At 45.6% G+C, this 26425-nt stretch carries 22 protein-coding genes; 11 read left to right on the top strand and 11 right to left on the bottom strand.

Annotated elements, in window-relative coordinates:
• Positions 1–267 precede the first annotated feature (267 nt).
• Positions 268–396 (bottom strand): hypothetical protein, encoded by a 129-nt coding sequence (locus tag QUA25_RS15465; protein WP_333039289.1) that lies wholly within the window; start codon positions 394–396, stop codon positions 268–270.
• A 601-nt stretch (positions 397–997) separates the two neighbouring features.
• Between QUA25_RS15465 and QUA25_RS29495 the strand changes: the two genes are divergently transcribed.
• The 3 genes from QUA25_RS29495 to QUA25_RS29500 all read left to right on the top strand — a co-directional run bounded on the left by QUA25_RS29495 (position 998) and on the right by QUA25_RS29500 (position 1886).
• Positions 998–1141: a hypothetical protein gene (locus QUA25_RS29495; RefSeq protein WP_445242223.1), complete on the top strand. Its 144-nt coding sequence runs from the start codon at positions 998–1000 to the stop codon at positions 1139–1141.
• 108 nt (positions 1142–1249) lie between these two features.
• Complete coding sequence (locus QUA25_RS15470; protein ID WP_333039416.1) at positions 1250–1456, top strand: ISAs1 family transposase; 207 nt, start codon at positions 1250–1252, stop codon at positions 1454–1456.
• Positions 1457–1541: 85 nt separating this feature from the next.
• Positions 1542–1886 carry an ISAs1 family transposase gene (locus QUA25_RS29500; RefSeq protein WP_445304870.1) on the top strand — a complete coding sequence of 115 codons (345 nt, stop codon included), beginning with the start codon at positions 1542–1544 and terminating at the stop codon, positions 1884–1886.
• Positions 1887–2172: 286 nt separating this feature from the next.
• Here the strand turns inward: QUA25_RS29500 and QUA25_RS15475 are convergent, their stop codons facing one another.
• The 5 genes from QUA25_RS15475 to QUA25_RS15495 all read right to left on the bottom strand — a co-directional run bounded on the left by QUA25_RS15475 (position 2173) and on the right by QUA25_RS15495 (position 7859).
• Positions 2173–2553, bottom strand: a complete 381-nt coding sequence (locus QUA25_RS15475; RefSeq protein ID WP_333039291.1) for a hypothetical protein — start codon at positions 2551–2553, stop codon at positions 2173–2175.
• Positions 2554–2662: 109 nt separating this feature from the next.
• Positions 2663–3631 carry a protein translocase subunit SecF gene (gene secF, locus QUA25_RS15480; protein ID WP_333039293.1) on the bottom strand — a complete coding sequence of 323 codons (969 nt, stop codon included), beginning with the start codon at positions 3629–3631 and terminating at the stop codon, positions 2663–2665.
• A gap of 142 nt (positions 3632–3773) precedes the next feature.
• Positions 3774–5171, bottom strand: a complete 1398-nt coding sequence (gene secD, locus QUA25_RS15485; protein ID WP_333039294.1) for a protein translocase subunit SecD — start codon at positions 5169–5171, stop codon at positions 3774–3776.
• A gap of 184 nt (positions 5172–5355) precedes the next feature.
• Positions 5356–6339, bottom strand: a complete 984-nt coding sequence (locus tag QUA25_RS15490; RefSeq protein ID WP_006631063.1) for an alpha-ketoacid dehydrogenase subunit beta — start codon at positions 6337–6339, stop codon at positions 5356–5358.
• Positions 6340–6491: 152 nt separating this feature from the next.
• Positions 6492–7859, bottom strand: coding sequence for an NACHT domain-containing protein (locus tag QUA25_RS15495; RefSeq protein WP_333039296.1), 1368 nt, complete (start codon positions 7857–7859; stop codon positions 6492–6494).
• A 245-nt stretch (positions 7860–8104) separates the two neighbouring features.
• Here QUA25_RS15495 and QUA25_RS15500 point away from each other — a divergent pair, with 245 nt between their 5' ends.
• The gene (locus QUA25_RS15500) at positions 8105–8947 is read left to right on the top strand and encodes an SH3 domain-containing protein (RefSeq protein ID WP_333039297.1); all 843 of its coding nucleotides are present in this window, start codon (positions 8105–8107) and stop codon (positions 8945–8947) included.
• A 73-nt stretch (positions 8948–9020) separates the two neighbouring features.
• Here QUA25_RS15500 and QUA25_RS15505 read toward each other — a convergent pair whose 3' ends face one another.
• A complete protein-coding gene (locus tag QUA25_RS15505; protein ID WP_333039299.1) occupies positions 9021–9746 on the bottom strand; it encodes a M15 family metallopeptidase in 726 nt (241 codons plus the stop codon).
• Between the two features lie 296 nt (positions 9747–10042).
• On the bottom strand, positions 10043–11338 hold the full coding sequence (purB, locus tag QUA25_RS15510; protein ID WP_333039418.1) for an adenylosuccinate lyase: 1296 nt from the start codon (positions 11336–11338) through the stop codon (positions 10043–10045).
• A gap of 371 nt (positions 11339–11709) precedes the next feature.
• On the opposite strand from purB, the gene QUA25_RS15515 reads away from it, so the two are divergent.
• Positions 11710–12180 (top strand): helix-turn-helix domain-containing protein, encoded by a 471-nt coding sequence (locus QUA25_RS15515; protein ID WP_333039301.1) that lies wholly within the window; start codon positions 11710–11712, stop codon positions 12178–12180.
• Between the two features lies 1 nt (position 12181).
• A complete protein-coding gene (locus QUA25_RS15520) occupies positions 12182–13021 on the top strand; it encodes a PIN domain-containing protein (protein ID WP_333039303.1) in 840 nt (279 codons plus the stop codon).
• Here the strand turns inward: QUA25_RS15520 and QUA25_RS15525 are convergent.
• A complete protein-coding gene (locus tag QUA25_RS15525) occupies positions 13018–14190 on the bottom strand; it encodes a DNA cytosine methyltransferase (RefSeq protein WP_333039305.1) in 1173 nt (390 codons plus the stop codon). The genes QUA25_RS15520 and QUA25_RS15525 overlap by 4 nt on opposite strands.
• Before the next feature lie 389 nt (positions 14191–14579).
• Between QUA25_RS15525 and QUA25_RS15530 the strand changes: the two genes are divergently transcribed.
• A complete protein-coding gene (locus QUA25_RS15530; RefSeq protein ID WP_333039307.1) occupies positions 14580–15635 on the top strand; it encodes an alpha/beta fold hydrolase in 1056 nt (351 codons plus the stop codon).
• Between the two features lies 1 nt (position 15636).
• On the opposite strand, the gene tnpB is transcribed toward QUA25_RS15530, so the two are convergent.
• Positions 15637–16848, bottom strand: coding sequence for an IS200/IS605 family element RNA-guided endonuclease TnpB (gene tnpB / locus QUA25_RS15535; RefSeq protein ID WP_333039308.1), 1212 nt, complete (start codon positions 16846–16848; stop codon positions 15637–15639).
• Positions 16849–17472: 624 nt separating this feature from the next.
• On the opposite strand from tnpB, the gene QUA25_RS15540 reads away from it, so the two are divergent.
• The 3 genes from QUA25_RS15540 (at position 17473) to QUA25_RS15550 (ending at position 21106) form a co-directional block, all read left to right on the top strand.
• The gene (locus tag QUA25_RS15540; protein ID WP_333039310.1) at positions 17473–19074 is read left to right on the top strand and encodes a metallophosphoesterase; all 1602 of its coding nucleotides are present in this window, start codon (positions 17473–17475) and stop codon (positions 19072–19074) included.
• A gap of 145 nt (positions 19075–19219) precedes the next feature.
• On the top strand, positions 19220–19948 hold the full coding sequence (locus QUA25_RS15545) for a DUF3891 family protein (RefSeq protein ID WP_333039311.1): 729 nt from the start codon (positions 19220–19222) through the stop codon (positions 19946–19948).
• A 180-nt stretch (positions 19949–20128) separates the two neighbouring features.
• A complete protein-coding gene (locus tag QUA25_RS15550) occupies positions 20129–21106 on the top strand; it encodes a YegS/Rv2252/BmrU family lipid kinase (protein ID WP_333039313.1) in 978 nt (325 codons plus the stop codon).
• 43 nt (positions 21107–21149) lie between these two features.
• Here QUA25_RS15550 and QUA25_RS15555 read toward each other — a convergent pair whose 3' ends face one another.
• A complete protein-coding gene (locus QUA25_RS15555) occupies positions 21150–21506 on the bottom strand; it encodes a hypothetical protein (protein WP_006631047.1) in 357 nt (118 codons plus the stop codon).
• Between the two features lie 454 nt (positions 21507–21960).
• On the opposite strand from QUA25_RS15555, the gene QUA25_RS15560 reads away from it, so the two are divergent.
• Entirely contained in the window at positions 21961–26421 is a 4461-nt protein-coding gene (locus QUA25_RS15560) for a WD40 domain-containing protein (protein ID WP_333039314.1), read from the top strand.
• Positions 26422–26425 lie beyond the last annotated feature (4 nt).

Raw genomic sequence — 26425 nt, forward strand, 5'->3', positions numbered from 1 at the left:
TTGAGCGAATGTAGAACTCATATTGGATACTCCATTAAGGGCATTATTAGTAGATACACCCCGGAGTTATCTCATCAAGCGTATTTGATAAATATGCAATTTTGGCAATTGACTTTTGTATGGATCGAGCTAATCTGAACGGAGGATAACAGAGCCTAATTGCAGTTGGTTTGAGCGACCGTTAGAAGTTATGCGAACTTTATCAATTTCTCTAAGAATAGAGGCATATTTTTGAAGTGCCGAGGTAATTTTTTCGATGCACTCAGATTACCCCGCCAAAATTATGGGAACAAAATATCCACATTCATTGATGCTGGAGTCCTTGAATCCAAAGCTTTGGGATGGGGAATTTGCGTCTTCCGAGGCGCGAGTCGTTTCCCTTAAAGAAGTCAACATATTGCGTCCTCCAAAAGTGAGTTTAGCGGTAGATACAGCCTTGGATTTAGAGCTTCTGAAACTGCCAGCGACCTTATTTATTTAGCTCATTCTTATTTAACCTATCTATCAGTTTGCCCTATTTTTGCAGCACTGCCATCCGCGATCGCACGGAATTTATATTCTGCGTGTTTTCCCTTACTTCCGGCAAACGGCCAATTACCGACGATCAATCCGATATCCTACTGTTGAAACCGCAAGGTAAACGCATCTTAACTTTAACCCAAAATATACTACAGTTATAGCCGACTAATTTTCTATATATTTTCTTGTAGTGTGGTGGTGCTATCAATGGCAAGAGGTTTTAGTAAAGCTGTAACTCCCCAACAAAAACAAATAGATTCATTGCCTTCCCTGAATATTTTAAATGCCAGTTTTTGAGAATACTTGGCCAATTTGAAAGACCAAATAATAGAAAGAAGTAAAGAACATTTGCTCAAAGATATTAGATCAATTGCGATTCTAGCTATCATCAGCGGTGCAGAGGGGTAGGTCCGGAATAGAAGCCTATGGTAAGGCTAAATATGAATGATTAAAAAGCTTTCTAGAATTACCCAATCGTATATCATCTCATGACAGGTTTAGTCGAGTGTTTGCCAGAATTGAAAAGCAGCAGTTTCAAGAAATTTTTTTGAGTTGGGTAAATGCGATAGTCGGGGAATTAGAACTAAACGTGATTGCCATTGATGGCAAAACGATCTTATGACCGAAATGACCAGCAAAAAGCGCTACATATAGTTACTGCCTGGTATTCATCTCATCAATTAGTTTTAGGACAAAACAAGCCCATATACAATCTAATGAGCTAACAGCAATTTCGGCATTAATAGAAATGTTAGAACTGGTGGGTCGTGTAATAACCATAGATGCTATGGTATGCCAAAAAGACATAGCCTCTTTGATTGTCCAGAAAAAATGGGACTATGTTTTAGCTTTAAAAGGCAATCAAAAAATCCTCTACAAAGCTGTGAAAGAGTGGTTTGAGGTAGCGAACAAAGAAGATTATTTATGCAATAATTAAAATTATTATGAGCGAGTAGAAGCGGGAGATCATCGATTGAAAAAAAAGACAAGTCTGGACTATTGATGTATCCGAGTTACCATCTCTGCATAATCAAGAATTAGGGACGGGATTAAAAACGGTTGTCATGATAGTTAGTGAACGACGGGTGTGGAATAAAACCACGACAGAAGCTCGTTTTTATTTGAGTAGTTTAAGTAGTAATGCTGAGACAATTGCTGGGGCGCTCCGCAGTCACTGGGGCATTGAAAATAGCTTATATTGGACGCTAGACGTTACATTTTGTGAAGATGAAAGCCGAATTCGGAAACAGAACTCTCCAGAAAATTTTGCACTTCTACGTCGCGAGTGCTATAAACTTACTGAAACAAGAAAAAACTTCAAAACAAAGTCTAAAAATGAAACGGTATCGAGCTGCAATGGACAATAATTATTTAGTGAAAATTTTAAACTCGGCCAGTTAATACTCGAAATATAATAGCAATCTAAGAAGGAAAATTATCCGGCTTTAAGAAGTTCAGAAAATCTTAAGGTTGTGATTTAATCTGCTCAAGTCGGGTTAAAATTAAGAATTTTAAGAAGGTTTTTTTAGTTAGTTATGAATGCACAAATTCACGTTTTTGTCAAATTAATTTAGATGCGTTTACCCTGGTTGAAACCGCTTCTGGTCAAACTTTCGTTCCTCTGGCTTGAGACTAAAGAATAAAGCCCGTCGGCTACCGCGAACCTTTGCAAACCCATTTCCACAAAGGATGACTCGGCCCCTGTTGGCGAATGCGGCGAACTTGTTGTTCCAAACCCTGTTTTTCCCGCAGGGGCAATCCTTGCACCATATTGCGACTTTGCCAAGTTAGCACAGCTAAAGTCATTCCCAAGCACAAACCCAAACCCAGAGTCGGCCAGCGATGAAAAGATAAACCGTAGCGCACCGCCGCCCAAGTGAAGTGTTCTAACCACAAAGCGATTTCGCGGCGCAAACTCCAAATGCTCAAAGAACCGATGCTAGTCCACAGCAATATCACAGTTAACCAGCGACCGTAAACTGTTAGTTTGTGAAGCCTTTGGACTTCAATTTGAAAAGTTTGGTCAGTAGTCATTTGTTATTTGTCATTTATCATTGGTGATTGATTATTGATGATTTATTATTAGTCAGTCAACAGTTAACCGTCAACAGTTAACCGTCAACAGTTAACCGTCAACAGTCAATTAAACTTCCTCTGACTGGTTGATTCCTTCTGCGGGGACGGGGATAGACTGGCCCGGACGACTGCGCCACCAAGCTAGCAGCGTACTGGCAATGAAAATACTCGAATACGCACCCGCAATAAAACCGACAATCAAAGCTAAAGCAAAGTATTTGAGGGTTTCGCCGCCAAACAAAAAGATGGAAAACAGTGTCAGGAGAGTAGCAAAAGTCGTGTTAATTGACCTTCCCATGGTCTGCATAACAGCATCATCGACAATTTGATTGATCGACTGTCCCGGATTTAGCTTGATTATTTCTCGCACGCGATCGTAAATTACCACTGTATCGTTAACAGAAAAACCGATGATTGTCAAGAGCGCGACCACAAATAAACTGTCAACTTCCACTCCTTGAACTAAACCCAAAAACGAGAAAACACCAAGAGTAACCAACACGTCATGGAACAGAGCAACGAAAGCAAAAAAGGCGTAATCCAACTGAAAGCGGAACGTTAGATAAACCGTAATTCCAGCAAACGAAAGAAATAAAGCCAACAATCCCGAAGTAAATAATTGTTTACCGAGGGTAGGCCCAACCGTATCAATTTGAGTAGATTGAGGAGCAAAAGCGCCTATCTTTTCGCTCAAAGCTGTTTGCAAATTCGTCCGCTGTTCGACATCCAAAGTTTTCGTTCGCAGCGATAAACCTCGCTGTTCTTGGCCGATAACTTGAATGCTGCTGCCTGCCAAACCTTGGGCGTCCAGGACTTCGCGGACAGCAGCAATATCGATGGGTTTACAATTTTCCGGTTTCGTGCAGTCGAGTTCAAATTGCAGGCGAGTGCCGCCGATAAAGTCCAAACTGGGGCGCAGCGGTGCGCGGATGTCGGGACGAGTCCAAGAAATCGCCATCGACACTATACCTGCAAGGATTATAGCGGCGGAAATACTCCACCAGAGCGATCGCTGTTTGATAACACTGAATTTCATAATTTGAAGGAAGACGGAAGTTCGGCAACGGATTGTGTAACGGATGTAACGGATTGAAGGAAGAAGTCAGTAGTTATTGGTTATTGGTTATTAGTAGCAGCTAACTAACACATAGCTAATAACTAATAACTAATAACAACACTTAACTATTAGCAGTTTTCGACAAATTGGGACAGAACCACTGAGGTTTTCGCAGCGCGGGAAAGCTTAACACTACCAAAAGTAGAGTGCGGCTGCAAGTAATAGCAGAAAACATACTCACTACTACGCCCAATCCCAGAGTTACAGCAAACCCTTTAACTAAACCAGCGCCCAACCAGAACAAAGCAACACAAGCAATAACCGTTGTGACGTTGCCATCTAAAATGCTGGAAAAAGCGCGGTAAAAACCAGATTCGACCGATCGATAAAGCGATTTCCCTGCCCGCAACTCTTCCCGCGTGCGCTCAAAAATCAGCACGTTAGCATCCACGGCCATCCCGATGCTGAGCACAAAACCAGCAATTCCCGGCAGCGTTAATGTCACTCCCAAAAGCACGAAAGCTGCCCAAGTTAACAGAGCATAAATTAACAGCGCAATATTGGCAATTACGCCGGGGAGCCGATAGTAGACAACCATGAAAATCAAGACTAAAACTAAGCCACCTATACCTGCGTTAATACTGCTTTGAATGCTGTCTTTACCCAGGCTAGCGCCGATCGTACGGTTTTCTACAATTTCGACCGGCACCGGCAAAGCACCGCCACGCAATTGCACTGCTAAATCGTTTGCTTCTTGCGTTGTAAAGTTGCCTTGAATTACGGCACTCCCACCAGTAATTCCTGTCTGGGCAAATTCAACGCCGACGACGGGAGAACTGATCATTATGTCGTCTAGGAAAATACCGATACTGCGTCCGGTGCCTGCTAAATTTTTAGTGAGTTGGGCAAAGAGTTCGCCTCCTTTGGTATCGAAAACAAGAGCAACGTTCCAGTTGTTCCCAGCCGCCAAGGGTTGAGGTTGAGCGTCTTTGAGGTTTTCGCCACCGAGGCCGGTGCTTTTAAAGAGTTTGGCGATCGCCTCATTGCTTCTTTTCAAAGCAGCCTGATTTTCTTTAATAGCCGCTTCATTCGGGCTAGTTTTCAATTCTGCTTGTTTGACCAGCAATTCCTGCTGCAACTGCCTTTCAATGGCTAATTGTGCTTCTGTTCCGGGCAGTTGTTCCAGAAATTCTAGCTTGGCAGTGCCGCCCAAGACTCGTTCTGCTTGCTGTGGGTCATTTACTCCGGGCAACTGCACGAGAATTTGGTCTTCTCCTACTGTTTGGACTAATGCTTCGGAAACGCCCAAACCGTTGACGCGGTTTTCGACAATCCGCCGCACTGCTTCTAACATTCCCTGGTCAATTTTGGGAATTGTGGGGGTAGTTTTTACTTGAATTGTGAGTTGCGACCCTCCTTGCAAGTCTAATCCCAGCCGCGTCGGAATTGTTACTATTACAGTAATGGCGGCGATGATTAAAACAAAAATTAGGGCTAATATGGAACGTTGTTTTTGCATATTTAATTATTAGTCATTAGTCATTCATCATTAGTCATTAGTCATTGTCATTAGTTAGGTGGAAGGAATAATCAATTTGTGCATCCGTGTTTTAGCATCAATTTCCGGCTGGCAGATATCGTTAGTTTTAGCGAACAACCAAAGAGTGATAACTAATGACTAATGGCTAATGACTGATGACTATTTATACTCGCAATGCTACCATTTTTTGGACGGCTTCGACAATTTGAGTGGGCTGGACAATTGTCAGTCTTTCCAAATTGCCGTTGTAAGGTGTGGGAATATCTTGTGAAGACAGGCGCAAAACCGGTGCGTCGAGTTCGTCAAAAAATCGATCGCTAATCGAAGCAATTAGTTCGGCACCGATGCCTCCAGTTTTCATGCACTCCTCTACAATAATTACTTTGTGAGTTTTGCGAATGGATGCGCCGATGGTCTCCATGTCCAGGGGTTTGAGAGAAATCAGGTCGATTACTTCTGGATCGTAACCTTCTTTTACCAGGGCGGGCACGGCTTGCATGACGTGGTGTCGCATCCTCGAATATGTCACGATTGTGACATCTTTGCCCGATCGCACAATTTCTGCTTTGTCCAGCGGCACTAAATATTCTGTTTCTGGCAAATTTTCTTTGAGGTTGTAAAGAAGGACGTGCTCGAAAAACAGAACCGGGTTATCGTCGCGGATGGCTGATTTTAAGAGTCCTTTGGCGTTGTAGGGAGTCGAACAGGCGACTATTTTCAAACCGGGTACTGCTTGGAAATATGCTTCTAAGCGCTGGGAGTGTTCCGCGCCGAGTTGCCGGCCCACGCCGCCAGGCCCGCGAATTACCATTGGCATTTTGAAGTTGCCGCCGGATGTGTAGCGCAGCATTCCGGCGTTGTTGGAAATTTGGTTGAAGGCCAGCAGCAAAAAGCCCATGTTCATGCCTTCGATGACCGGCCGCAGTCCCGTCATTGCTGCGCCTACTGCTAGGCCTGTAAAGCTATTTTCGGCGATCGGGGTGTCGAGCACTCTAAGTTCGCCGTATTTGTTATAGAGGTCTTTGGTGACTTTATAGGAACCGCCATATTGACCTACGTCTTCGCCGAGTACGAATACGGCGGAGTCGCGGGCCATTTCTTCGTCTAACGCCTCGCGGAGGGCGTTGAACAATAAGGTTTCTGCCATAGGAGGTGAAGCAATGATTGCAGGAGGGTCAGATTAGAATCTTAACCTTTTGGGGGTGTCGATCTAGGAGTCGATCGCAAATTCGGCAATTGAACCGTGGACGGTTGGCAAGACACATATCATAATTATTTAATTTTGTCAAGTGTCGGCATTTATATCTCTGAAAAATGTTTCTGCAATAAATCGTGAATAAATCGATAACGCCGATCGCCAGTTTTTTGCAGCAGCAGGCGATCGGTCGCAGCATCGAGGAAACGCTTGTAATCCCAAGGAATGTAGCCGTTCGACCACAGCACCAGGCGCAATATAAAACTTTCAATCCCCGGAATTCCCGGCAACAAAGCACTAATTACCGCAGCAACAGCACCCACAATTAATCCCCAAATTGACCCGGAGACTAGGCTGGCAATTAATCCCAAAATCAGCCACATCAGCCCGCCAACCAGCTTAACTCCAAACTGATACTTGCGCCGTTCCTCCTTTGTTTGCAGCCAGCTAGACGGTATGCGATCGAGGTAAAATTCTTGAATTCCTTGCTGTTCCATCCTTCTGGCCAACCATCCCAGCCAGTGGCGAATTTGTTCCGGCCGCAGTTCCTTTCCTCTGGGATACTGCTTGACTTCCCCAGTGATTTGGTGGCGGATATAGGCAGTTAACAGATATTTGCGCTGTTCTTCTGCGGAAGTGATGCGCTTCCAAGCTTCAATTAAAATATCGTCGTAAGCCAGAGCCATCATGCTCAGAAGCAAGGGAACTTTTGCCAATTTCAACAACTCCGGCTCATGCTCAATGCTGTACCAAAGTTCGCGGCTTCTGGCTTCTAGCAGATAATTTTGGATTTTAGTTTCTGTTAAAGGTTTCAATAAAACCGCTGCTTGTAGGCGAAATCTAGTCTCGCAGTTTTTGTAAGCTTCAAAACTGCTGCAAGCTACTAAATGTTTGGGTTTAAATTCGCTTTCAACAAATTGATTGATTGCTTGAATGCAGATATTTTGGCGGTGGGTTTCTACTTCATCCAATCCGTCGAGGAGAGGCAGCAATTTTTGTTCGGCAAGCCATTTTTTGCCGACAGCAGGAGAGATACCGTATTTGAACTGAAGTTGAGCAATTAACCAATCGGCGATCGCCCCGGATTCTGCTTTCCACGATCCGAGTTCAAACAGCACTGGTACGGGCAAACTAGCATCTTTTTGGGCGCGGGAAACTAACACGCGAGCTAATTCTAGCAGCGTCGTAGTTTTGCCTGCACCCGTCGCTCCCAAAATTACCAATTTACCGCCGGCGCGATCGAACACTTTAGCAATGCTTGCTTTGGGAGGAAGCCGAAAACTCGGACGGTTGCCCGCTTTCACTTCCACATCCCAACACCGGTTAACACCAAGAGGCTGCGAGTCTTGACTGAGGTTAGCCAGCACAGCGGCGTGCAAAGACTGCGATCGTCCTGCTTGGACTTCCTGCTTCACCTCCTCCAACAATCGATCGCGAGGCGGTTGTAATCTCAGAGGAATCAATTTTGACATTTTATGTACCCCGCGCTGAACGCTTACTTTCGCAAATTTGCGCGCCAATAACCCAGAGCAAGATTACCATCAGTATAGGCGTCCAGTATATATTGACTCAAATTATTACGACAATTATGGATCTGAAATTTTATCTAAAAATCCTGACCCTGTGGCCCGCACTAGGTATTTCCACTATAAATTAACTGGCGATCGCCCCAACTCCCAAACAAAAATTATTAGTATAGATACAGAGAGGGTTTTTTATGTCATTTACGAAGGCTCAAATCATCACAGTAAGCTTAGCAGGACTGGCAACAGCGGTGGGAGTGGCTGTTGCAACTATACAGTCGGGTGCGATGAAACAATCCGATCTTCCCCTTGCAGAATCCCCGGCATCCACCAGAAACCAGATTGCAGGGCCGACGAACAACCCTGAATCTGGGCAACCAAAATCTCTGCAAGCACAAACCCCGGCTGCAGAATCTCCGAAATCCCCACCCCAACCTGCAAAAACCCCGGCTGTTCAATCCTCGCTAGTTGCAGGAGTCCCTCCACGAAAAGTTGAGGCAGTAGTTGTCACACCCCCAGATTCGGGTTGCAAAATCAGTCAAGCTGTAGTCAGCGATCCGAATCCACCGCTAAATGTGCGATCGATCCCGCAAGTAAGGGGCAGCCAAATAGTAGGAAAACTCAAAAATAATACCTTTGTTTCAGTCGCCGAAGAACAAAACGGTTGGCTGCGAATTACCGATCCCGTTCCCGGTTGGGTTGCGAAAAGACGCACCGAAAGCAGTTGTTCTAATGTCAACCAGCAGATTAATTTTCTGCCAGGAGGAGATGAGGCGATCGTCAAAGGTCGAATTATCGGCGGCGGCAGCCACTCTTACCGGATTCGCGCCCGAAAAGGTCAAACAATGACTGTTAGGAATCGGCAAGAAGTTTTCCCGCAAATTATAACTCCTCGTGGCAAAGTTTTAGCTGGAGATCCTTATCAAGGCAATGAAACAGAGTGGACTGGAAAAGTCCCAGTAACAGGCAATTACACATTACAATTAGACTCGAATTTCCGGGGATACGAATACGAATTTTCGGTAAAATTGCGATAATTTTCCTGACATCTGTGGGGATACAGCAGTACCTTGTCTTCCTCAAATCTGCGACTTTTAATAAATAGTGGAATTAAGGAATCTCGGAAAGCAATATATCAAGAATCGCAAATTTCTGCCAATCTTCCGAATCAAAGTGCCACCATTCGGTTGTGATACTCATAAATCCGTGTTTTTTCATCGCATCCTTAAGCACTTGACGATTTTTCCGAGATTCCGCGCTGCCGCCTTGATAATCTCCGTGAGCTTTTTCGGTAAAATCATCGTAAGGTGTAGGCATTTCTAATTCTTTGCCGGTGCGATCGACTAAAGTCAAATCAATAGCAGCACCGCGATTGTGCCGCGAACCCCTAGCAGGATTAGCAACATAGCGCGGATCTGGCCAAGCTTGCCACATTTGCTTAGTCACAGAGAAAGGCCTGTAGCAATCGTAAACTTTCAAACCCAATCCGATTTTTTCCAAATCAGTTTGAACTAGCCCTAACTGTTGAGCAACAGAACTTCTCAAGGCGCATTTCGATATAGGGTAAAGTTTTCGTTTCAAGAAATTGTTAGTAGTGGCGTATCGGATATCGAGGCGAATGTTGGGATTTACGGTGCGGATGTCAACCAGTCGCGCCGAACTGGGAAGTTGACTCATGAAAATACTTTCAGGTACTACTGGGTTTGGTTCTGGTTGGGTAATTTGCACTTGTGGCGGCTCCTGGGCGCGAATCGATGTTGTATAATTCAGTGTGGTTGTAGATAGTAATATTAGAGAGAATACAATTAAATATTTTGTCAATCGGTTTAATTTCATAGCTCTGTTAAGTGGATATTTAATAGAGTTTTTACATTTCATATCTTGGGGAATTTTCGCCCTTTTCGTCTTGTCTGCCAGCCCGCCAGACCGACAGGGGTTGAAACCCATGTCTCATAGCTAAAGTCCTCTGAAGAGGACTGAAATATTTCTCTAAAACTTTTATTTTATGAGTCTTTCAGTCGGTTTTAACCGACTTTAGCTATGAGACGGGGGTTTAAACCCCCGGCGGACTGTGGGACAAGCACGAGAACGCTCTCTTCTCTCTATGAGTCATTTTTAATTGTTAATTGTCCTCAAATTCCCAAGCGCTGATACACTAAATCTAAGTGCCTCAATTGATACTGCGGATCGAAACAATCATCAATTTCTTTGGTAGTCATCTTAGCTGTTACCCGATCGTCCTTAGCAATTAAATTGTAGAAATTGCCGCCCGGTTTGTTCCAGGCTTCGTGAGCACAAGATTGCACAATTTTGTAGGCGTCTTCGCGACTCGTGCCTTTTTCTACTAAGGCTAACATCACCCGCTGGCTGAAGATGACTCCGCCGTAAAGGTTCATGTTTTGCTTCATGTTTTCGGGATAGACTAGCAGGTGTTTTACTAAGTCTGTGGTTTCTACTAACATGAAGTGAGTTACTGTAGAACTGTCGGGCAAAATCATCCGTTCTACGGAACTGTGAGAGATGTCTCTTTCGTGCCAAAGCGCTACGTTTTCTAAGGCTGCGACGGCATTGGCGCGGACAATTCTCGCCATTCCTGTGAGTCTTTCCGATCGAATCGGGTTGCGTTTGTGGGGCATGGCGGATGAGCCTTTTTGCCCTTTGGAAAAGAATTCTTCGACTTCGAGAACGTCGGTGCGTTGCAGGTTGCGGATTTCTACTGCAAAACGCTCGATCGATGCTGCTAAGAGTGCTAAGGTTTGGACATATTCGGCGTGTCGATCGCGCGAAATGACTTGAGTGGATGCGGTATCGGGTTCGAGTCCCAGGTTTTGACAGGCGATCGCTTCAATTCGCGGGTCAATATTAGCATAGGTTCCGACTGCGCCGGAGATTTTGCCGACTGCAATCGACGATCGCAAATTCACCAATCGGGCGCGGTTGCGAAAGACTTCTGCCAGCCATCCTGCTAGTTTAAAGCCAAAGGTGATGGGTTCGGCGTGAATTCCGTGCGATCGGCCAACCATGACGGTATTGCGATGCTGTTGAGCCTGATAGCGAATAGCTTGACTCAATTCTTCGACACGTTCTAACAAGATATTGACGCTAGCGACTAATTGCAGCGCCAAAGCAGTATCGAGCACATCGGAACTGGTTAAGCCGAGGTGAATGTAGCGTCCGGCATCGCCAACATATTCGTTGACATTTGTCAAGAAAGCGATCATGTCGTGGCGGACTTCCGCCTCAATTTCGAGGACTCGTTTCGGGTCAAAATTAGCCTTAGCTTTGATTTCTTCGACTGCGGCGGCGGGGATGTAGCCGAGTTCGGCTTGAGCTTCGCAGACAGCGATTTCTACTTGCAGCCAGCTTTTCAGTTTGGCGGTTTCAGTCCAGATGTTGCCCATTTCGGGCAAAGTGTAGCGCTCTATCACGGTGGGAGTTGGGGAATGCGATCGTCCTATTGTACCTCTGCGAGGCATCCGTCTTCAGTCGGGATGGGGAATTTCGGGCGATCGAACTCTCCCTCTTCTGAGTTTGAATATTTCGTTTGTTTCGGATATTGCGTTTATAGCACAGTAAGTGTTATCGTGAAGGAAACAACCAAGTATATGCCGGCCAAATACTTACATACCCCTTCCAGCAATGGCTGCACAGGTTTTCCTCGATCGCGGCCTGTGTCTGCTGACCAATAAAACGGGGTCTGGCTGGTATAATCAGCGGTTTAAACCGCTGATTATACCAACTTATACCACCATATTTACTCTGTGCTTCAAAAACAATCACATCACAAAAGAGATTAATTATGTTGAACCAAAAAACATCACTTGAGTCAGTTTTGGTTCAAGAAGAAGAAAAGGAATCAATAGCTCAGTTAGAGCTAATACTGAGCAGAGAGTCTGTACAGCCAAAATTAGTCGGAAGTAACGGAGAAGAGATCCTGCTTCCCGAATCAGTCTACAACTTTTTGCGTCAGATTGTAGGTGCAATGGCATCAGGTCAAGCTATTTCTCTGATGCCTCACAATTGCGAATTGACAACGCAGGAGGCAGCTAATATCCTTAATGTATCGCGACCATTTCTCGTCAAGTTACTAGATCGGGGAGAAATTCCTTGTAGTAAAGTAGGAAAACATCGGCGTGTCCTTTTTCAAGATGTAATTAACTACAAAGAACAGCGTCAAGTGAAACGTCGCCAAGGACTAAAGGACTTAACCCAATTTCTTCAGGATGAGGGGTTTTACGAAGCTGGTGTTGACCCAATAACTCAGGAGTAGAATGGAAGTCGTATCCGTTATTCTCGACTCCTGTGTCATCTTCCCTATGCCTTTATGCGATACACTACTACGTGCTGCTGAGGCTGAGTTATACGAGGTTCACTTTTCACAAGAAATTTTAGATGGTGCTACCCGCAATCTGGTAAAAAAAGGAAGAATGACAGAGGTCAAAGCAGCACGTTTTCAGGAGGTGATAAAGAACACCTTTCCTGAAGCGATTATCGAAGTGCCTGCAAGTTTGGTGGAAGCAATGACAAATCATCCGGGCGATCGCCATGTTGTAGCTGCTGCGATTGTAGCAAATGCTAAGGTCATCGTTACAGATAACCTCAAACATTTCCCAAAGGAGGCTTTGGAACCTTATGACATTGAGGCACAGCACCCGGATGTATTTCTAACTGAGCTTTTCGATAACGATCCCGAGTCGATGATCGAAGTAATTCGGCAGCAGGTTGAGGATCTAAAAAACCCTCCTCATAATGTTGCCGAAATTATTGAAAGATTAGAGAAAAATAATAGGGTACACGAATTCGCTAGTAAAGTTCGTTTCTATGAATACTGTGATTTTATAATAGAAACTGCGAAAAAAGCCGTGCGGAAAATAGGAGAACCTTCACCAGAAGGCGGTCGATGTTATGAAGGAGAAAAATATCGGCTCTGGATGAAAGGGCAAATTATAAGAATTACTGCTAAAGACGGTAGAGGAGAAATTATGTTAGTTCAAAATGAGGAAATTGAGGGTGATATTTCAGCGGAAGATATCAAATTATTCCAAATATTTGCTCAACGATTGGACGAAGAATTAACAATCAATCAGATTGATGAGCAACAAGCTAATTAAAAGGCTAATTTCATAGTAACTTTGCTAGCTTTGTTCAAAGTAATATCGGCCAAATATGGAACAAGTGCCAAGCCGATACACTCCGCTAAACGGGGTGGCACGGCATTTCCAATTTGCCACATAGCCTTTTTCATCGAACCTTCAAAAATAAATGAATCCGGGAAACTTTGCAATCTAGCCATTTCGCGAGCATAAATCACGCGATTGAGATAAGGATGAATATGAGTACCGCCGTGATTTTCTTTAACAGTCATACTGGGTTTTCCCGGATACTGTCGCTTGAAAGCATCGGCGTAGCTTTCATACAAAGAACCGCCTGGTGGAACTTTAGCAAGTCTTTCCATGTACTCAACAGAATGACGAGTCCATTGGTGGTTAATTTCCGGTATGGGACTATACTCTGGTAAATCATCAATTGCTGACTCAATCGCTTTGTATTGTTCGGGTAACAATTGCGGCTTCGGATAGGGATTTTGCATCCCACATCTATTGGCAATAAAAATGGCTCGCGGCCGGATTTGCGGGACTCCATAGGCGGCTGATTCCAGAACAGCAACGGACATATGGGGATAGCCAATTTCCTCAAAAGCCTCGCAAATGGCTTGCTTAACAGCTCCTTTTTGTATGGTCAATATTCCGGGTACGTTTTCCATGACAACATACCAAGGACGTATTTCAGAGACAACGCGGACAAACTCTCTAAATAAGCGATTTCGAGGATCGTTGGGGTCGCGTTTTCCTGCAACTGAGAAGCCTTGACACGGTGGCCCGCCTACAACAACATGAACTTCGGGCGAACCAATTTCAGCGAGCAACTTTTGGGGATTTAAGTTTTTTATATCGTCGCACAAGTGATGGCAATCGGGAAAGTTTTTTGTATGAGTTGCCGAGGCGATGGGATTAATTTCAACACTTGCTACTGGTCGAAAACCTGCTTGCAATAAACCTTGGGTCATGCCGCCAGCACCGCAAAAAAGATCGACAAATGTATAGTCTGATTTTGGCAGTGACTGAGATTCAAGATCAATGAATATCTTGTAGGGGTCGCAGTCATTTGCTTCTAGTTCGCGTTGAATGCGTTCGTAACGCCCTAATTTTGCTTTCTTCTGCTTTTTGGCAGGAATTGGTTCTGACTCATTTGAGAATAAAGACAGTTGTATTGCTTGCATTTTATATTTTTTTACTGCGTTCTATCTGATGTTGCCCATTTCGGGCAGGGTGTAGGGCTCGATCGCGCTTAGAGTCGGGGAGTGCGATCGTCCTATTGTACATCTGCGCGGGGATGCAAGACTCAGAAACCCTGTTTCTGAAAGCAACCAGGTTTTTGTAGTTTGGGCGATCCGCTACAATATGCTAAACCTCGTTAGCTGGCATTCTTCTCTATTCGCCAATAAATGGTTCCAAATGAATAGCCATTAATATATTGGCTTGACTTCGCCCTTGAGTGCATTTACTCAAAAAGTATAAGTATTGCGATTTTCAGGGTTATTCGCTAGAATAGCCAACCTCTCAAGTAAAAAAATCCCACTCACGAGACAGACATTTCCGACATTCGCTTATGACCCTTGCCTATACTCCACCTTGGCTGCTGAACAACGGCCTATTAATGACGTTGTACACCGCATTAAGGGCTAGTCGCCGTTGGGAAAAGACGATCCCTTACCCAGAGCCCCCTTACCGAGAACACGTCTTTACTGGTGCCTGTGGAGTCCCGATTTTCGGCTGGGTGGCAATCCCCGAAAATCCCCGATATACCATTGTCGGCACTTACGGCATTACTGGCGATCTGGATAATCAATGGTATCTCAAGCTACTAGGCCGTAAAGCCTATGCCCAAGGCTGTGCAGTGGTATTATTTGACTGGCGAGCTCACGGCAAAACTGCCCAACTCTCTCCCACCCTGACTTCTGATGGCCTATACGAAGGCGAAGATTTCGTTCGGATTGCTGCCGCTGCTAAAGAAATGGGATGTCCCGCCCCTTTTTGGTTCACGGGTTATTCCCTGGGCGGACAATTAGCCTTGTGGGCCGTAAAATCAGCTCAGACGATCGCAGATTGGGGGCCTGACTTAGGGATCGAAGAGTCAGAACTAGCAGGCGCGGCGGTGATTTGCCCCAGCTTGGACTCGAACCGTTCTCTGTCTTATCTAGTTAAAGATGAGTGGGGGAAATTTTTAGAAAAAGCGATCGCGCGACAGTTAAAAAAACTAGCAAAAAACATCGCCGCATCGCATCCAGGGGCGATCGATCCTGCAGCCATTGAACGCGCCAACAGCATTTGGGGCTTTGACCACGAACTGGTAATTGGCCCGTTAGGTTTCTCCTCTGTCGAAGAATACTATGACGCTAGCAGCGCTCTAAACATTTTACCTCACCTCAAAAAACCCACTTACATCCTTTATGCAGCCGACGATCCGATGTTTGACCCGGTGCTTGTCCCTGAGTTGCAAGCCATTAGCGCGAACAATCCTGCCTTAGAATTAGTGGTGACAGCCTACGGCGGTCATGTTGGGCATATCAGTAGTAAACGTTGTCAGCATCAATTTGCCGATAGCGATCGGTGGTGGGCATGGAATCGGATTTTACAGTGGTTCGATGCCTTGAGTGTGGAGTGAACTACCAGACGCTGACCACTTCATTGGTACAGCGCTGGCTTCCTGATTCAACGGGAATAGCGTCCAACAAAACCGAAGATTTGCCAGATCGACTTACATCCCCTCCACAGGCAGAAGCGCTAGTTCCTAACGCCAAAATCCGCAAGGCTTCATTTCTAATGTTGAGGGCTGCATTTACATCACGGTCATGATGAGTACCACAATGTTTACAAGTCCATGCCCTAACATCAAGAGTGAGATGCTCAACTTGATTTAGGCAGGCATGACAAGTTTTTGAGCTAGGAAACCATCGATCAATCTCAATGTATTGTTTACCTTCACTTTCAGCCTTGTACTTAAGCATTGTGCAGAACATACCCCAGCCAACATCACTAATGGCTTTGGCTAAATTATGATTCTTTACCATGCCTTTGATATTGAGATTTTCTACTGCAATAACTTGGTTTTCGTTAACTATCTTGCGGGATAGCTTGTGTAGAAAATCTTCGCGGCATCGGGCAATCTTGGAGTGAACTTTTGCCACCGCCCGTCTTGCCTTTTTCCTGTTTTGACTGCCTTTCTTTTTGCGAGAAAGCTTTTGTTGCTTGCGCTTTAAGTTTCTTTGGCGTTTGACAAAATGTTTGGGATTGCCAAACTTAGAACCATCACTGGTGATAGCAAAATGAGTTAACCCGACATCAATGCCAATAGCTTTATCTACTGGGACTAACTCAGGCTGTTCTTTCCCATCGTCAATTAAAACAGAAACAAAGTGTTTGCCGTCCGGGTTGCGAGACACGGTAACGGTCTTGATGTCGCCCTCAAAGTCACGATGTCGCCGACAGAGAACTAAACCAATTTTAGGTAAGTTGATATAGTCGCCGTCAAATTTGACATTTTGAGGGTAACTGATCGACTGCCTGCCGTGCTTGGCTTTGAATTTGGGCAGCATCGCCCTCTTGTCAAAGAAGTTTTTGTAGGCAGTAGACAAATTCAGTGCAACCACCTGCAAGCATTGAGAATAGGGTTCTTTTAACCATTCGTATTCTTTTTTAAGTGTAGGTAGCAAGCCTTGAATGTATGCCCTAGATAGTCCTTTGCCAGTATTCTTGTAAGTTTCTCGACATAAATTCAAAGCATAGTTCCAGAACCATCTCGCACAGCCAAAAGACTTTGCAAACAAGACCTCTTGCTCATCTGTGGGATAAATTCTGTACTTGTAAGCTTTATACATTTATCAAGGTTGCAGAATACCGATAAAATCATCATAGGGCACAAAAAAACGATATTGATTCGCTGTCGCTCAATTTATTTTTTGGCTCATTTTCATCCCGACGCTCACCTTCGGTAGAGCGCGGGACTTCCCATTCACATTAGTTAAGATTATCAAATAAAACCTTAACACTCCTCGCCTATAGTTGCGAGGATGAAAAGATTAGGGGGTTTAATCCCTCCAGTCCAGAAGTTTAAAACTATTTCGCAAAATTACTAGACATTTGGGCAAAAGCTGAATGGCTTACTGGGACTTAATTGTGCATAATTTGCACAGCCCTGATTTGAGTTTAGATACGGGGCGATCGCATCAAAACCAAAGAAACCGGGTTTTTGGCCGTGGCGATCGGTTTTAACGAAGTATTTTCGTCAAAAACCCGGTTTCTGACTGCCTGCGCGTCAAACCAAAGAAACTAAAGAAACCGGGTTTTTGGCCGTGACGATCGGTTTTAACGCAGTATTCTCCTAAAAAACCCGGTTTCTGACCACCCGGCCTCGATTTTCAGCTTTTAGAGAGAGGTAAAAAGTCCCCCGATCGCTGCACTATGATTAACTAGGAACTCAGCAATTTTGGAGAAGAGGTGAATTGAAATTCGTTTCCGACCCGCAAATAACAGTCAAAATCCGCAAAATGAAAGAGCGGGTGCGGTGGCAAGAACACTCGATCGTCGATCGGGGAATCGACCAAACTCGGATGGTTTTGGAATCTCAAACCACCGACTCTCCAGAGTTTTCGTTTTTAGTTGTAGGCGACAGCGGCACGGGCAATCACCGGGGCTACAATCCCCAGCGGCAGATTGCCGAACTGATGGTTTCGGAGCGCGAAACTAGCCGTTTCGTCCTCCACACGGGCGATGTAGTTTATCTCGTAGGTTCCAGCGAATATTACTTGCAAAACTTTATTCGCCCCTACCGAGAATTTATCGTCGGCGGCGAGCATCCCTCTCGGATTGCCTACGATCGCATGGTGTTTAACTTTCCGTTTTTGCCCGTACCGGGAAACCACGACTATTACGACTTGCCGATAGTCTACGGCATTCTGTCGGCGACAGCTTTGCCGCTGCGCCGCCTGTTGGGTTCCAAGTTGGATCTCGATGTCGGCTGGCACGGTTCCGATCGCGGAAATGCCTACGCCAAAGCGTTTCTCGACTACCTGCAAGCTCATAAAATGCCGGGAGAGCTCGATCGCCACCTAGACGCCCACTACACCGCCAGCACCAGCACAGGCCGCTGCCTCCGCTACCAACCCGGACGCTTTACCCGCTTACCCAACCGCTACTACACCTTCCGCAGCGGCGGCATAGACTTCTTCGCCCTCGACTCCAACACCTTCAACGAGCCCTTACCGATCCCGAAAACCAAACAGGGCGACATTCGCCGCCAGAATTTGGAACTCGATCGCCAGAAATTGGAACAAGAAAAATTGGTAATGCTCGAAATGTGCGATCAGCTCAACCCCCAAATTCCCGAGGAAGACGAACAGCTAGACGACTTGACCGCCAAATTAGAGCAAGTTGACGAAATGTTGATGGATATTGACAAACAACTGTCCCCCGACAAAACAGCCTCCACGGACGTTGAACAGCTCGAATGGCTCAAAAAAAGGCTGATTGACTCTTGGCGCGATTCCGACGTGCGGGGGCGGGTAATTTACCTGCACCACCCCCCCTACGTGACCGAGGCGACAAAGTGGAATCAAGCTCAAACTTTGGCGGTTAGGTGGCGATTGCGCGAGGTGCTCGACGGGGTGGCCGATGCAGTTGGGGAGGTGGCGCGGGGGCGTCCGCTAGTAGATTTGGTGCTGACTGGCCACGCTCACTGTTTGGAATACCTGCGGACTGGGGATACTGGACACGGCGACTCTGGGATTAATTGGATTGTCTGCGGGGGAAGCGGCCACAGTCTCCGCCGCCAGCGCCCGGAAGGGCCGATCTTGCAGGAAGCATTGAGTCCAGAAGCTTATCGGTTGGCGCGGCAGTCTGGTTCCGAAACAGCTAGTCGGCGGGTAGCGGAATCTTTGCTATTTGTCGGCCGCAGCGGTCAAGGTTCCCACAAACGCCGTCCTTATTCGTGTTTGCGGATTGATGTTCTCGATGGGTGTCCCCCGAAGTTCCGCATCCGACCTTTGGTTGTTGAACGATTTGAGGGCAAATGGCAGGATATCTCGATCGAACCTTTTGTGATTTAACTTTCGTTTTTCTGTAAGTCTCGATCGCCTTTAAAAACCTGGGCTTTGACCGATTCCGGTTCCCGCTTTTTTAAGGCTACGGGGGATCGAGAGCCGAATTCTCGCACAAAATACTTGTATCAACTTAATTCAGGACAAAAATTCCATGATTGCTAATTTAACCGCCACCGGCTGGGAAATTATTTACCACCGCGCCCACGCTTTACTCGCGGCGCAACTTGGCGGACACTGGAAGCGCTCGAAATCTCCGGTTCGCCTCTACGAAACCATAGCGGCGATTTCGCATCACGATGATTTGGAGAAAGAATGGGAAGAAAATATTTTGACTGAAGCGGGCGCGCCCTTTGATTTTACCTTGCAGACGGAAACTTCTCTGCCGAAAATTAAAGCCATGACGGAGAATTCCCTATATCGCGGTAGGTGGGTAGCAATGCTGATTTCTATGCACATGAGCTATCTCAATGAAGGAAAGCGGGGAGAGTCGAAGGAACTCGACGAGTTTTTGGACGAACAACTGGAAAATCAAAAAAAATGGCAAAAAGAGTTGAATATTTCTCAGGAAGATGCTAATGCAGCTTATGCTTTTTTCCAGTGGTGCGATCGGCTATCATTAATTCTTTGCAGCCGCGAGTTACCCGCCGGAGAACGAGCTTTAGAAATTAGTGTCGGCCCGGACGGAAAGCGCTACGATATTGTACAGCACAGCAACGAACTCGTGACTGTAACTCCTTGGCCTTTTGAAGAAGATAAGTTTACGGTGAACGTCGAAGCGTGCGTTTTGGATAAAGTCAAGTTCGACAGCAACCAGGAAATCAAGGAAGCGTTGCACAAAGCTCCCCGCGAAGTCTTAGAGTGGACTTTTGTCAAGTCTTAATTAAACCTCTAGCACAAATACTGTACCGTTCTAGGTTTGTAGCGAGAACTTAAGTCCCAGCGAGTTTGATGAGGACTGGAGCTCTCACTACAAACCAATTTGATTGTTGCCAATTGACCGGACATAATATTATCAATGAGCAATTACCAATTATCAATTACCCCTTACCAATTACCAAAGATGAAACGTTCAGCTTGCCTAATTTTCAATCCCGTCGCCGGTAACAGCAACCCTGACCAAGACTTAGCTAGAATTCAGGAACTTTTAGAGCCTCTTATTGACTTAGACATTCGGCTGACAACCCCCGAATTAGACGCAGATCAAATCGCCCGCGAAGCAGTTGATAGAGGTGTTGAGGCAATTATTGCTTGCGGGGGCGACGGCACATTATCCGCAGTTGCTGGGGCGATTGTGGGCACAAATATTCCTTTAGGAATTATTTCGCGGGGAACGGCTAATGCTTTTGCTAATGCTTTAGAGATTCCGAATACAATTGAAACCGCCTGCGAAAATATTTTGGGAGGGTTGACGCGGGTGGTGGATGCGGCGATTTGCAACGGTGAAATGCCGATGGTTTTGTTAGCTGGAGTGGGTTTTGAGGCGGAAACCGTCGAACTTGCCGATCGCGAAATGAAGAATCGCTGGGGAATGCTGGCTTACATTCTTTCAGGAATTAAACAGTTAAACAATTTAGAAAGATTTGAAGCGGAAATCGAAACCGAAGATAGAATTATCAGCCTTACTGCTGTGGCCGTCACCGTGGCGAATGCAGCGCCACCTACTTCCATTTTAGCTCAAGGCCCGGCAGGAATTATTTTTGATGACGGCTTGCTGGACGTGACGCTGGTGGCGCCTCAGAATAAAGCTGGGGCGATCGCAGCTTCTTATCACCTATTGCAAACAGCTTTGAGCGGCAATGCTACGGATCGCGACGACATCGGTTATTTGCGGGCAAAAAAAGTAACAATTAGTGCCGATCCGCCTCAAAAAGTGGTTGTAGACGGCGAAATCATCGGCATGACTCCGGTTTCTATTGAGTGCGTTCCGGGAGGTTTAACTATTTTTGTACCGCGAGTTGAAGAAGAGCCCGTGGTAGAAAAACTCACCGGTTTAGCGGACATCGAAATTACATTGAAACCCTTAGATGAAAATTTTTAGCGATACAAACAATAAGAAAGACCGCGCGGGCGGTCTTTTATTTTTAGGCGTCTAAGATTTGGCGAATGCGGCGCTCCAAACGTTCGAGATCAAGTCCGCCTTCATCGCGGCTGATGCGGCGCACGGTGACGTTAACATTGCTCAAATCTGCCAGCAAATCTTGGAGGATTTCTTGTTGCTGCCGAGCTTGAGTTATTTCGCGCGGTTCCTGCACCAAATCGCGAACAATTGTATCTTCGGCGCGCGAAGCAACGATCGGGTCTGCTTCGCCGTCTACGTGCACGAAAGTGCGCCGACCAGGCCCCCGTTCTTCTTCAATTGGTATGACTGCTGTTACTCTATCGGAGCGTACATATTTGCCAAATCCCAGGTGGACTAAGACGGACGATTGTATTTTCATAGATAGCAACTTTTATTTGTTAGTTATCTATATTTTAACTTTTAAAAATCAGATATGACAACTAATATAGAGCTATCCTTACTACAATATTTGTCTGTTTTTCCTCGGTATTATAGTGGTCATATTTAGTAAAAAATGCTAATATCTGTGGTAATAGCATGATGGCTCAGAAACCGCGTTTTTTAGCGAATCTGCAGGCTGCAAGGCGTCTTTTGGTAGCAACCCGGTTTCGAGGACTCGGAGGGCATGGAAACCCAAAAACCAGGTTTTTACGGGAGCTTCGGGCTACAGTGCGTCTTTTGGTAACAACCCGGTTTTTTGGTCGGAGTGTCTAAATGATGGGTTAACATAAAAATAGAGCAGTTTGCGATCGCCCGCAGCGCAGTTCAGGGACATAGCCTACCGATTCTAGATTTGAGCATTACTTCAACGGAAAAATAGGAAAGCCTAAATCATGCTAATTAGTCTCGACTTAGTTATCAGCCTCCTGACGGCAATTCCCTTCGGCACTATCAAAGACAAGCTTCAGCGCAACGAAGCTGTCATCAAATTATTAAAAAGATTTAACCTCGATCCGGATGCTCCGCCCGCAGATTTTAGCGGAGTTTATGTTTATACTTTAGTAGAATACGGCGCTGGTAAACCGAAGCAGATTTTAGAACTGTTTCGCCAAAAAGAGATTGAATCAGCATTTCGCAAAGCTTTCGAGTCCGATAGCCCAGCCATTTTAATTCAAGCAGGCGATGAATATCTGAATGAGAGTGCTTTAGGCAAAGAAATTCGAGATTTAGGCATTGACCCCCGACGGGAATTCATGGCATTTGCCGCCGTGTTTATGGAAGTAGCAAAGCGGACGCGGACGCTGGGAGATGTGATGGTGGGAAATGCGCTCGCCTCTTTGCAAAAACGCCTATCTATGGTAATGGATCGCATCGAACGCCTCCCCACTATCGAAGGAATTCGCACCGAATTTGCACGACTGGAAGCTGAAGATTATCCCGCACTTCCCGCTGCAGCATCAACTAATATTCAAAAGTCTAAAGTTTTTATTTTATCGCAACAAGTTCGAGGTTGGTTTGAAACATTAAGTTATCGGTTTGAGAAATATGAAATTTGGGAAGATAACTATTTTGAATGGATTATCAATGTTCCCGTCAGACGCAATCGGTACGATCGCATTTTAGTGCGCGGCATTGCCGGAGAAGCCGGACTCAGAGACATCTCAGCCCTGCGCGAGTCGGTGGAAAAACAGCGCACCGATGAAGGCTGGTTAGTCACCGCCCGCCGCATCAGTCGCGCCGCGCGGGATGAAGTAGAAAAAGATGAAAATCGCAATTTAGCTTGTTATACCTTCGATGAATTACTCGACCAAGATGCCGATTTCACCGCCTATCTGGATTGGCTAGAAACAGAAATTAGTAGCCGAGAAATTGATACCAAATATGTGCCGCTAGCCTGTACGAAAGAAGAAATTGACCCCGATACTCAGCGCAAGATAGGCGTGAGTCATTATGACGGGCGAGATGGCTGGATCGAAGGTTATATTGACCTGTGGTTGAATGACCCAGTAAAAGAACATATTTCAGTTTTAGGAGAATTTGGAACCGGGAAAACTTGGTTTGCGATGCACTATGCTTGGATGGCGCTGCAACGCTACCGAGATGCTCAAAAGCGCGGCTTAGAACGTCCGCGTTTGCCGTTAGTAATTCCTTTGCGAGATTACGCAAAAGCAGTTAGTGTCGAGTCGCTATTTTCTGAGTTTTTCTTTCGCAAGCACGAGATACCTTTGGCGGGTTATTCTGCTTTTGAACAACTGAATCGCATGGGCAAATTTCTGTTGATTTTCGATGGTTTTGATGAAATGGCCGCTAAATGCGATAGGCAAGAAACCATCAACAACTTCTGGGAACTAGCAAAAACCGTCGTTCCCGGCGCAAAAGTCATCCTCACTTGCCGTACCGAACACTTTCCTGAAGGCAAGGAAGGACGGGCATTGTTCAATGCAGAACTGCAAGCATCAACAACCATTTTAACAGGCGAAACTCCCCAATTTGAAGTCTTAGAATTAGAGAAATTTAACGACGAGCAAATTGGGCAAGCGCTGTCATTTCAAACAGAAGCCGCGACAGTGGAAAAAGTGATGGGAAACCCGCAATTATTAGATTTAGCGCGTCGCCCGGTGATGACCGAGTTAATTTTGGAAGCATTGCCCGATATTGAAGCTGGAAAACCAGTCGATATGTCGCGGATCTATCTGTATGCGGTGCGGCGGAAGATAGAGAGAGATATCAAAGCAGAACGGACTTTTACTTCTTTGGCAGATAAGCTCTACTTTTTGTGCGAGTTATCGTGGGAAATGCTGTCAACCAACCAAATGAGCCTGAATTATCGCGGTTTTCCCGATCGCATTCGCAGCTTGTTTGGTTCCGTCGTCCAAGAGGAAAAAGACTTAGACCACTGGCACTACGACATGATGGGTCAAACGATGCTGATTCGCAATGCAGATGGCGATTATGCTCCCGCGCACCGTTCGTTATTAGAGTTTTTTGTCGCTTATAAATTTGCAGCAGAATTGGGAGTTTTGGCTGCAGATTTTACCGAATTAGTGGCGCCTGAAGAGTCTTGTGTAAATCGTAATACTGAGGCTCAATTATACACTTGGTCTAATTATTGTCAGCTTCAGGCCCAGAAGAGAAATAACAACGAACTTATCGCCCCCTTGCAGGGATTTGTTGCTGAAAATTCAAGTAAACTTCGTCAGAGTTTCGGACAAGCACCACTGACGAAAGCAGTCATGGATTTGTTGTTGCCGATGGTTTCAGAAACCGGGATTGTGCCGCTTCTGGAAATTCTGGAAGCAACGCGGGGTCAAACTGAAAGTGAAGTAGGTTATGTGGGAGGGAATGCGGCTACGCTGTTGTTAAAAAAGGACAAAACTGCTTTAGAAGGTAAAGACCTCTCTAGTGCCGTTATTTTAGGTGCTGATTTTACAAATGCGACGCTGCGCCACGTCAATTTTGCTGAAGCGAATTTGGCTAATTCTGCTTTTACTAAAATCTTTGGCAGTGTTCGGTCAGTAATATTTAGTCCTGATGGCAAACTGTTAGCTACAGGTGATAGTGATAGCGTAGTTCGCTTGTGGGAAGCTAGTAGTGGAAGAGAAATATTGACCTGTAAAGGACATACCAACGTGGTGCAGTCTGTCGCCTTCAGTCCTGACGGTGAGATACTGGCTAGCGGCAGTTATGACAAAATAATCAAGTTATGGGATGTCAATACTGGTGAATGTTTAAAAGTGTTGCAGGGACATACCGAAGCAGTAATGTCTGTCACCTTCAATCCTGATGGAAATATACTTGCTAGTGGGAGTTTCGATCGCACGATAAGATTATGGGATATCCGCACGGGTGAATGCCTCCAAATTTTGCAAGCCCATACTAAAGTTGTATTTTCAGTTGCTTTCCATCCTGCGGGTGAGATGCTTGCCAGTGGAAGCGGCGACAGAACCGTGAGGCTATGGAATATCGGTACTGGTGAATGTCTCAAAACTTTGCAAGGTCATACTAAAAACGTGTTTTCAGTTGCTTTCGATTCTGCTGGTGAAATACTTGCTAGTGGAAGTGCCGACAAAACAGTGAGGCTGTGGAATATCGGTAGCGGTGAATGTCTCAAAACCTTGGAGGGACATTTCGATCAAGTACGGTCTATCGCCTTTAGTCCTTCCGGCGAAATACTCGCAAGTGGAAGTTACGATCAAACAGCGAAACTGTGGGATATCAAGACTGGTGAATGCTTGAATACTTTGCACGCGCATTGTAATCAAGTAGGGTCAGTGGCTTTCCATCCTGCTGGTGAAATACTTGTTAGCGGTAGTTACGACCAAACGTTGAGGCTGTGGGCTATTAACAGCGGTGAATGCTTGAATACGCTGCAAGGGCATAGCACTCAAGTAAGGTCAGTAGCCTTTAGTCCAAACGGTGAAATTATTGCCAGCGGCGATGACGAACAAACAATTAGGCTGTGGGATGTCAACACTGGTGAATGCCTCCAAATCTTGCAGGGTCATCTCGATCGGGTACATTTAGTTGCCTTCCATCCAAACGGTGAAATACTTGCTAGCGGAGGTTATGACCAAACGGTGAGGTTGTGGGATATCCGCAGTGGGGAATGCCTCAATATTTTGCTAGAGAGTGGAAAAGAAGTACGGTCGATCGCCTTTAGCCCTTCGGGTGAAATACTTGCCAGTGGTAGTTCTGACCAAACGGTGAGGCTGTGGGATATCCGCAGTGGTGAATGCCTCAAAACCTGGCAAGGGCATAACAGTTCATTATACTCGGTTGCCTTCAGTCCTTTGGGCGAGATATTTGCCAGTACAGGTTATGACGGAACGGTGAGGCTGTGGGATATCCATACTGGTGAATGCCTCCAAATCTTGCAGGGGCATACCGGTTGGACACGCGCGATCGCCTTTAGCCAGAACGGTGAAATACTTGCCAGTGGAAGTATCGATCAAACAGTAAGACTATGGGATATCAATAGCGGTGAATGCCTCAATATTTTTCACGGCCATACTGATTGGATACGTTCAGTGGCCTTTAGTTATTCGGGTGAGTTAGTTGCTAGTGGAAGTGTCGATCACACGGTAAGATTATGGGATATCCGTACAGGTGAGTGTCTAAAAATTTTCCAATATAACCCCAGTAGAATTAACTCATTTGCCTTCAATTATGATGATACACTGATTGCTAGTTGCAGTCGGGATGGCACAATTATGATTTGGGATATTGAGACTGGTGAGTGCCTCAAAATACTCAAAAGTGACAGACCTTATGAAAACATGAATATTGCAGGAGTTACGGGTTTAACGGAAGTTGAAAAAGCCACGCTCAAAGCTTTAGGGGCTGTTGAAAATTAATCAT

It is taken from the genome of Microcoleus sp. Pol17C6, from assembly GCF_036701145.1.
GTDB lineage: Bacteria > Cyanobacteriota > Cyanobacteriia > Cyanobacteriales > Microcoleaceae > Microcoleus.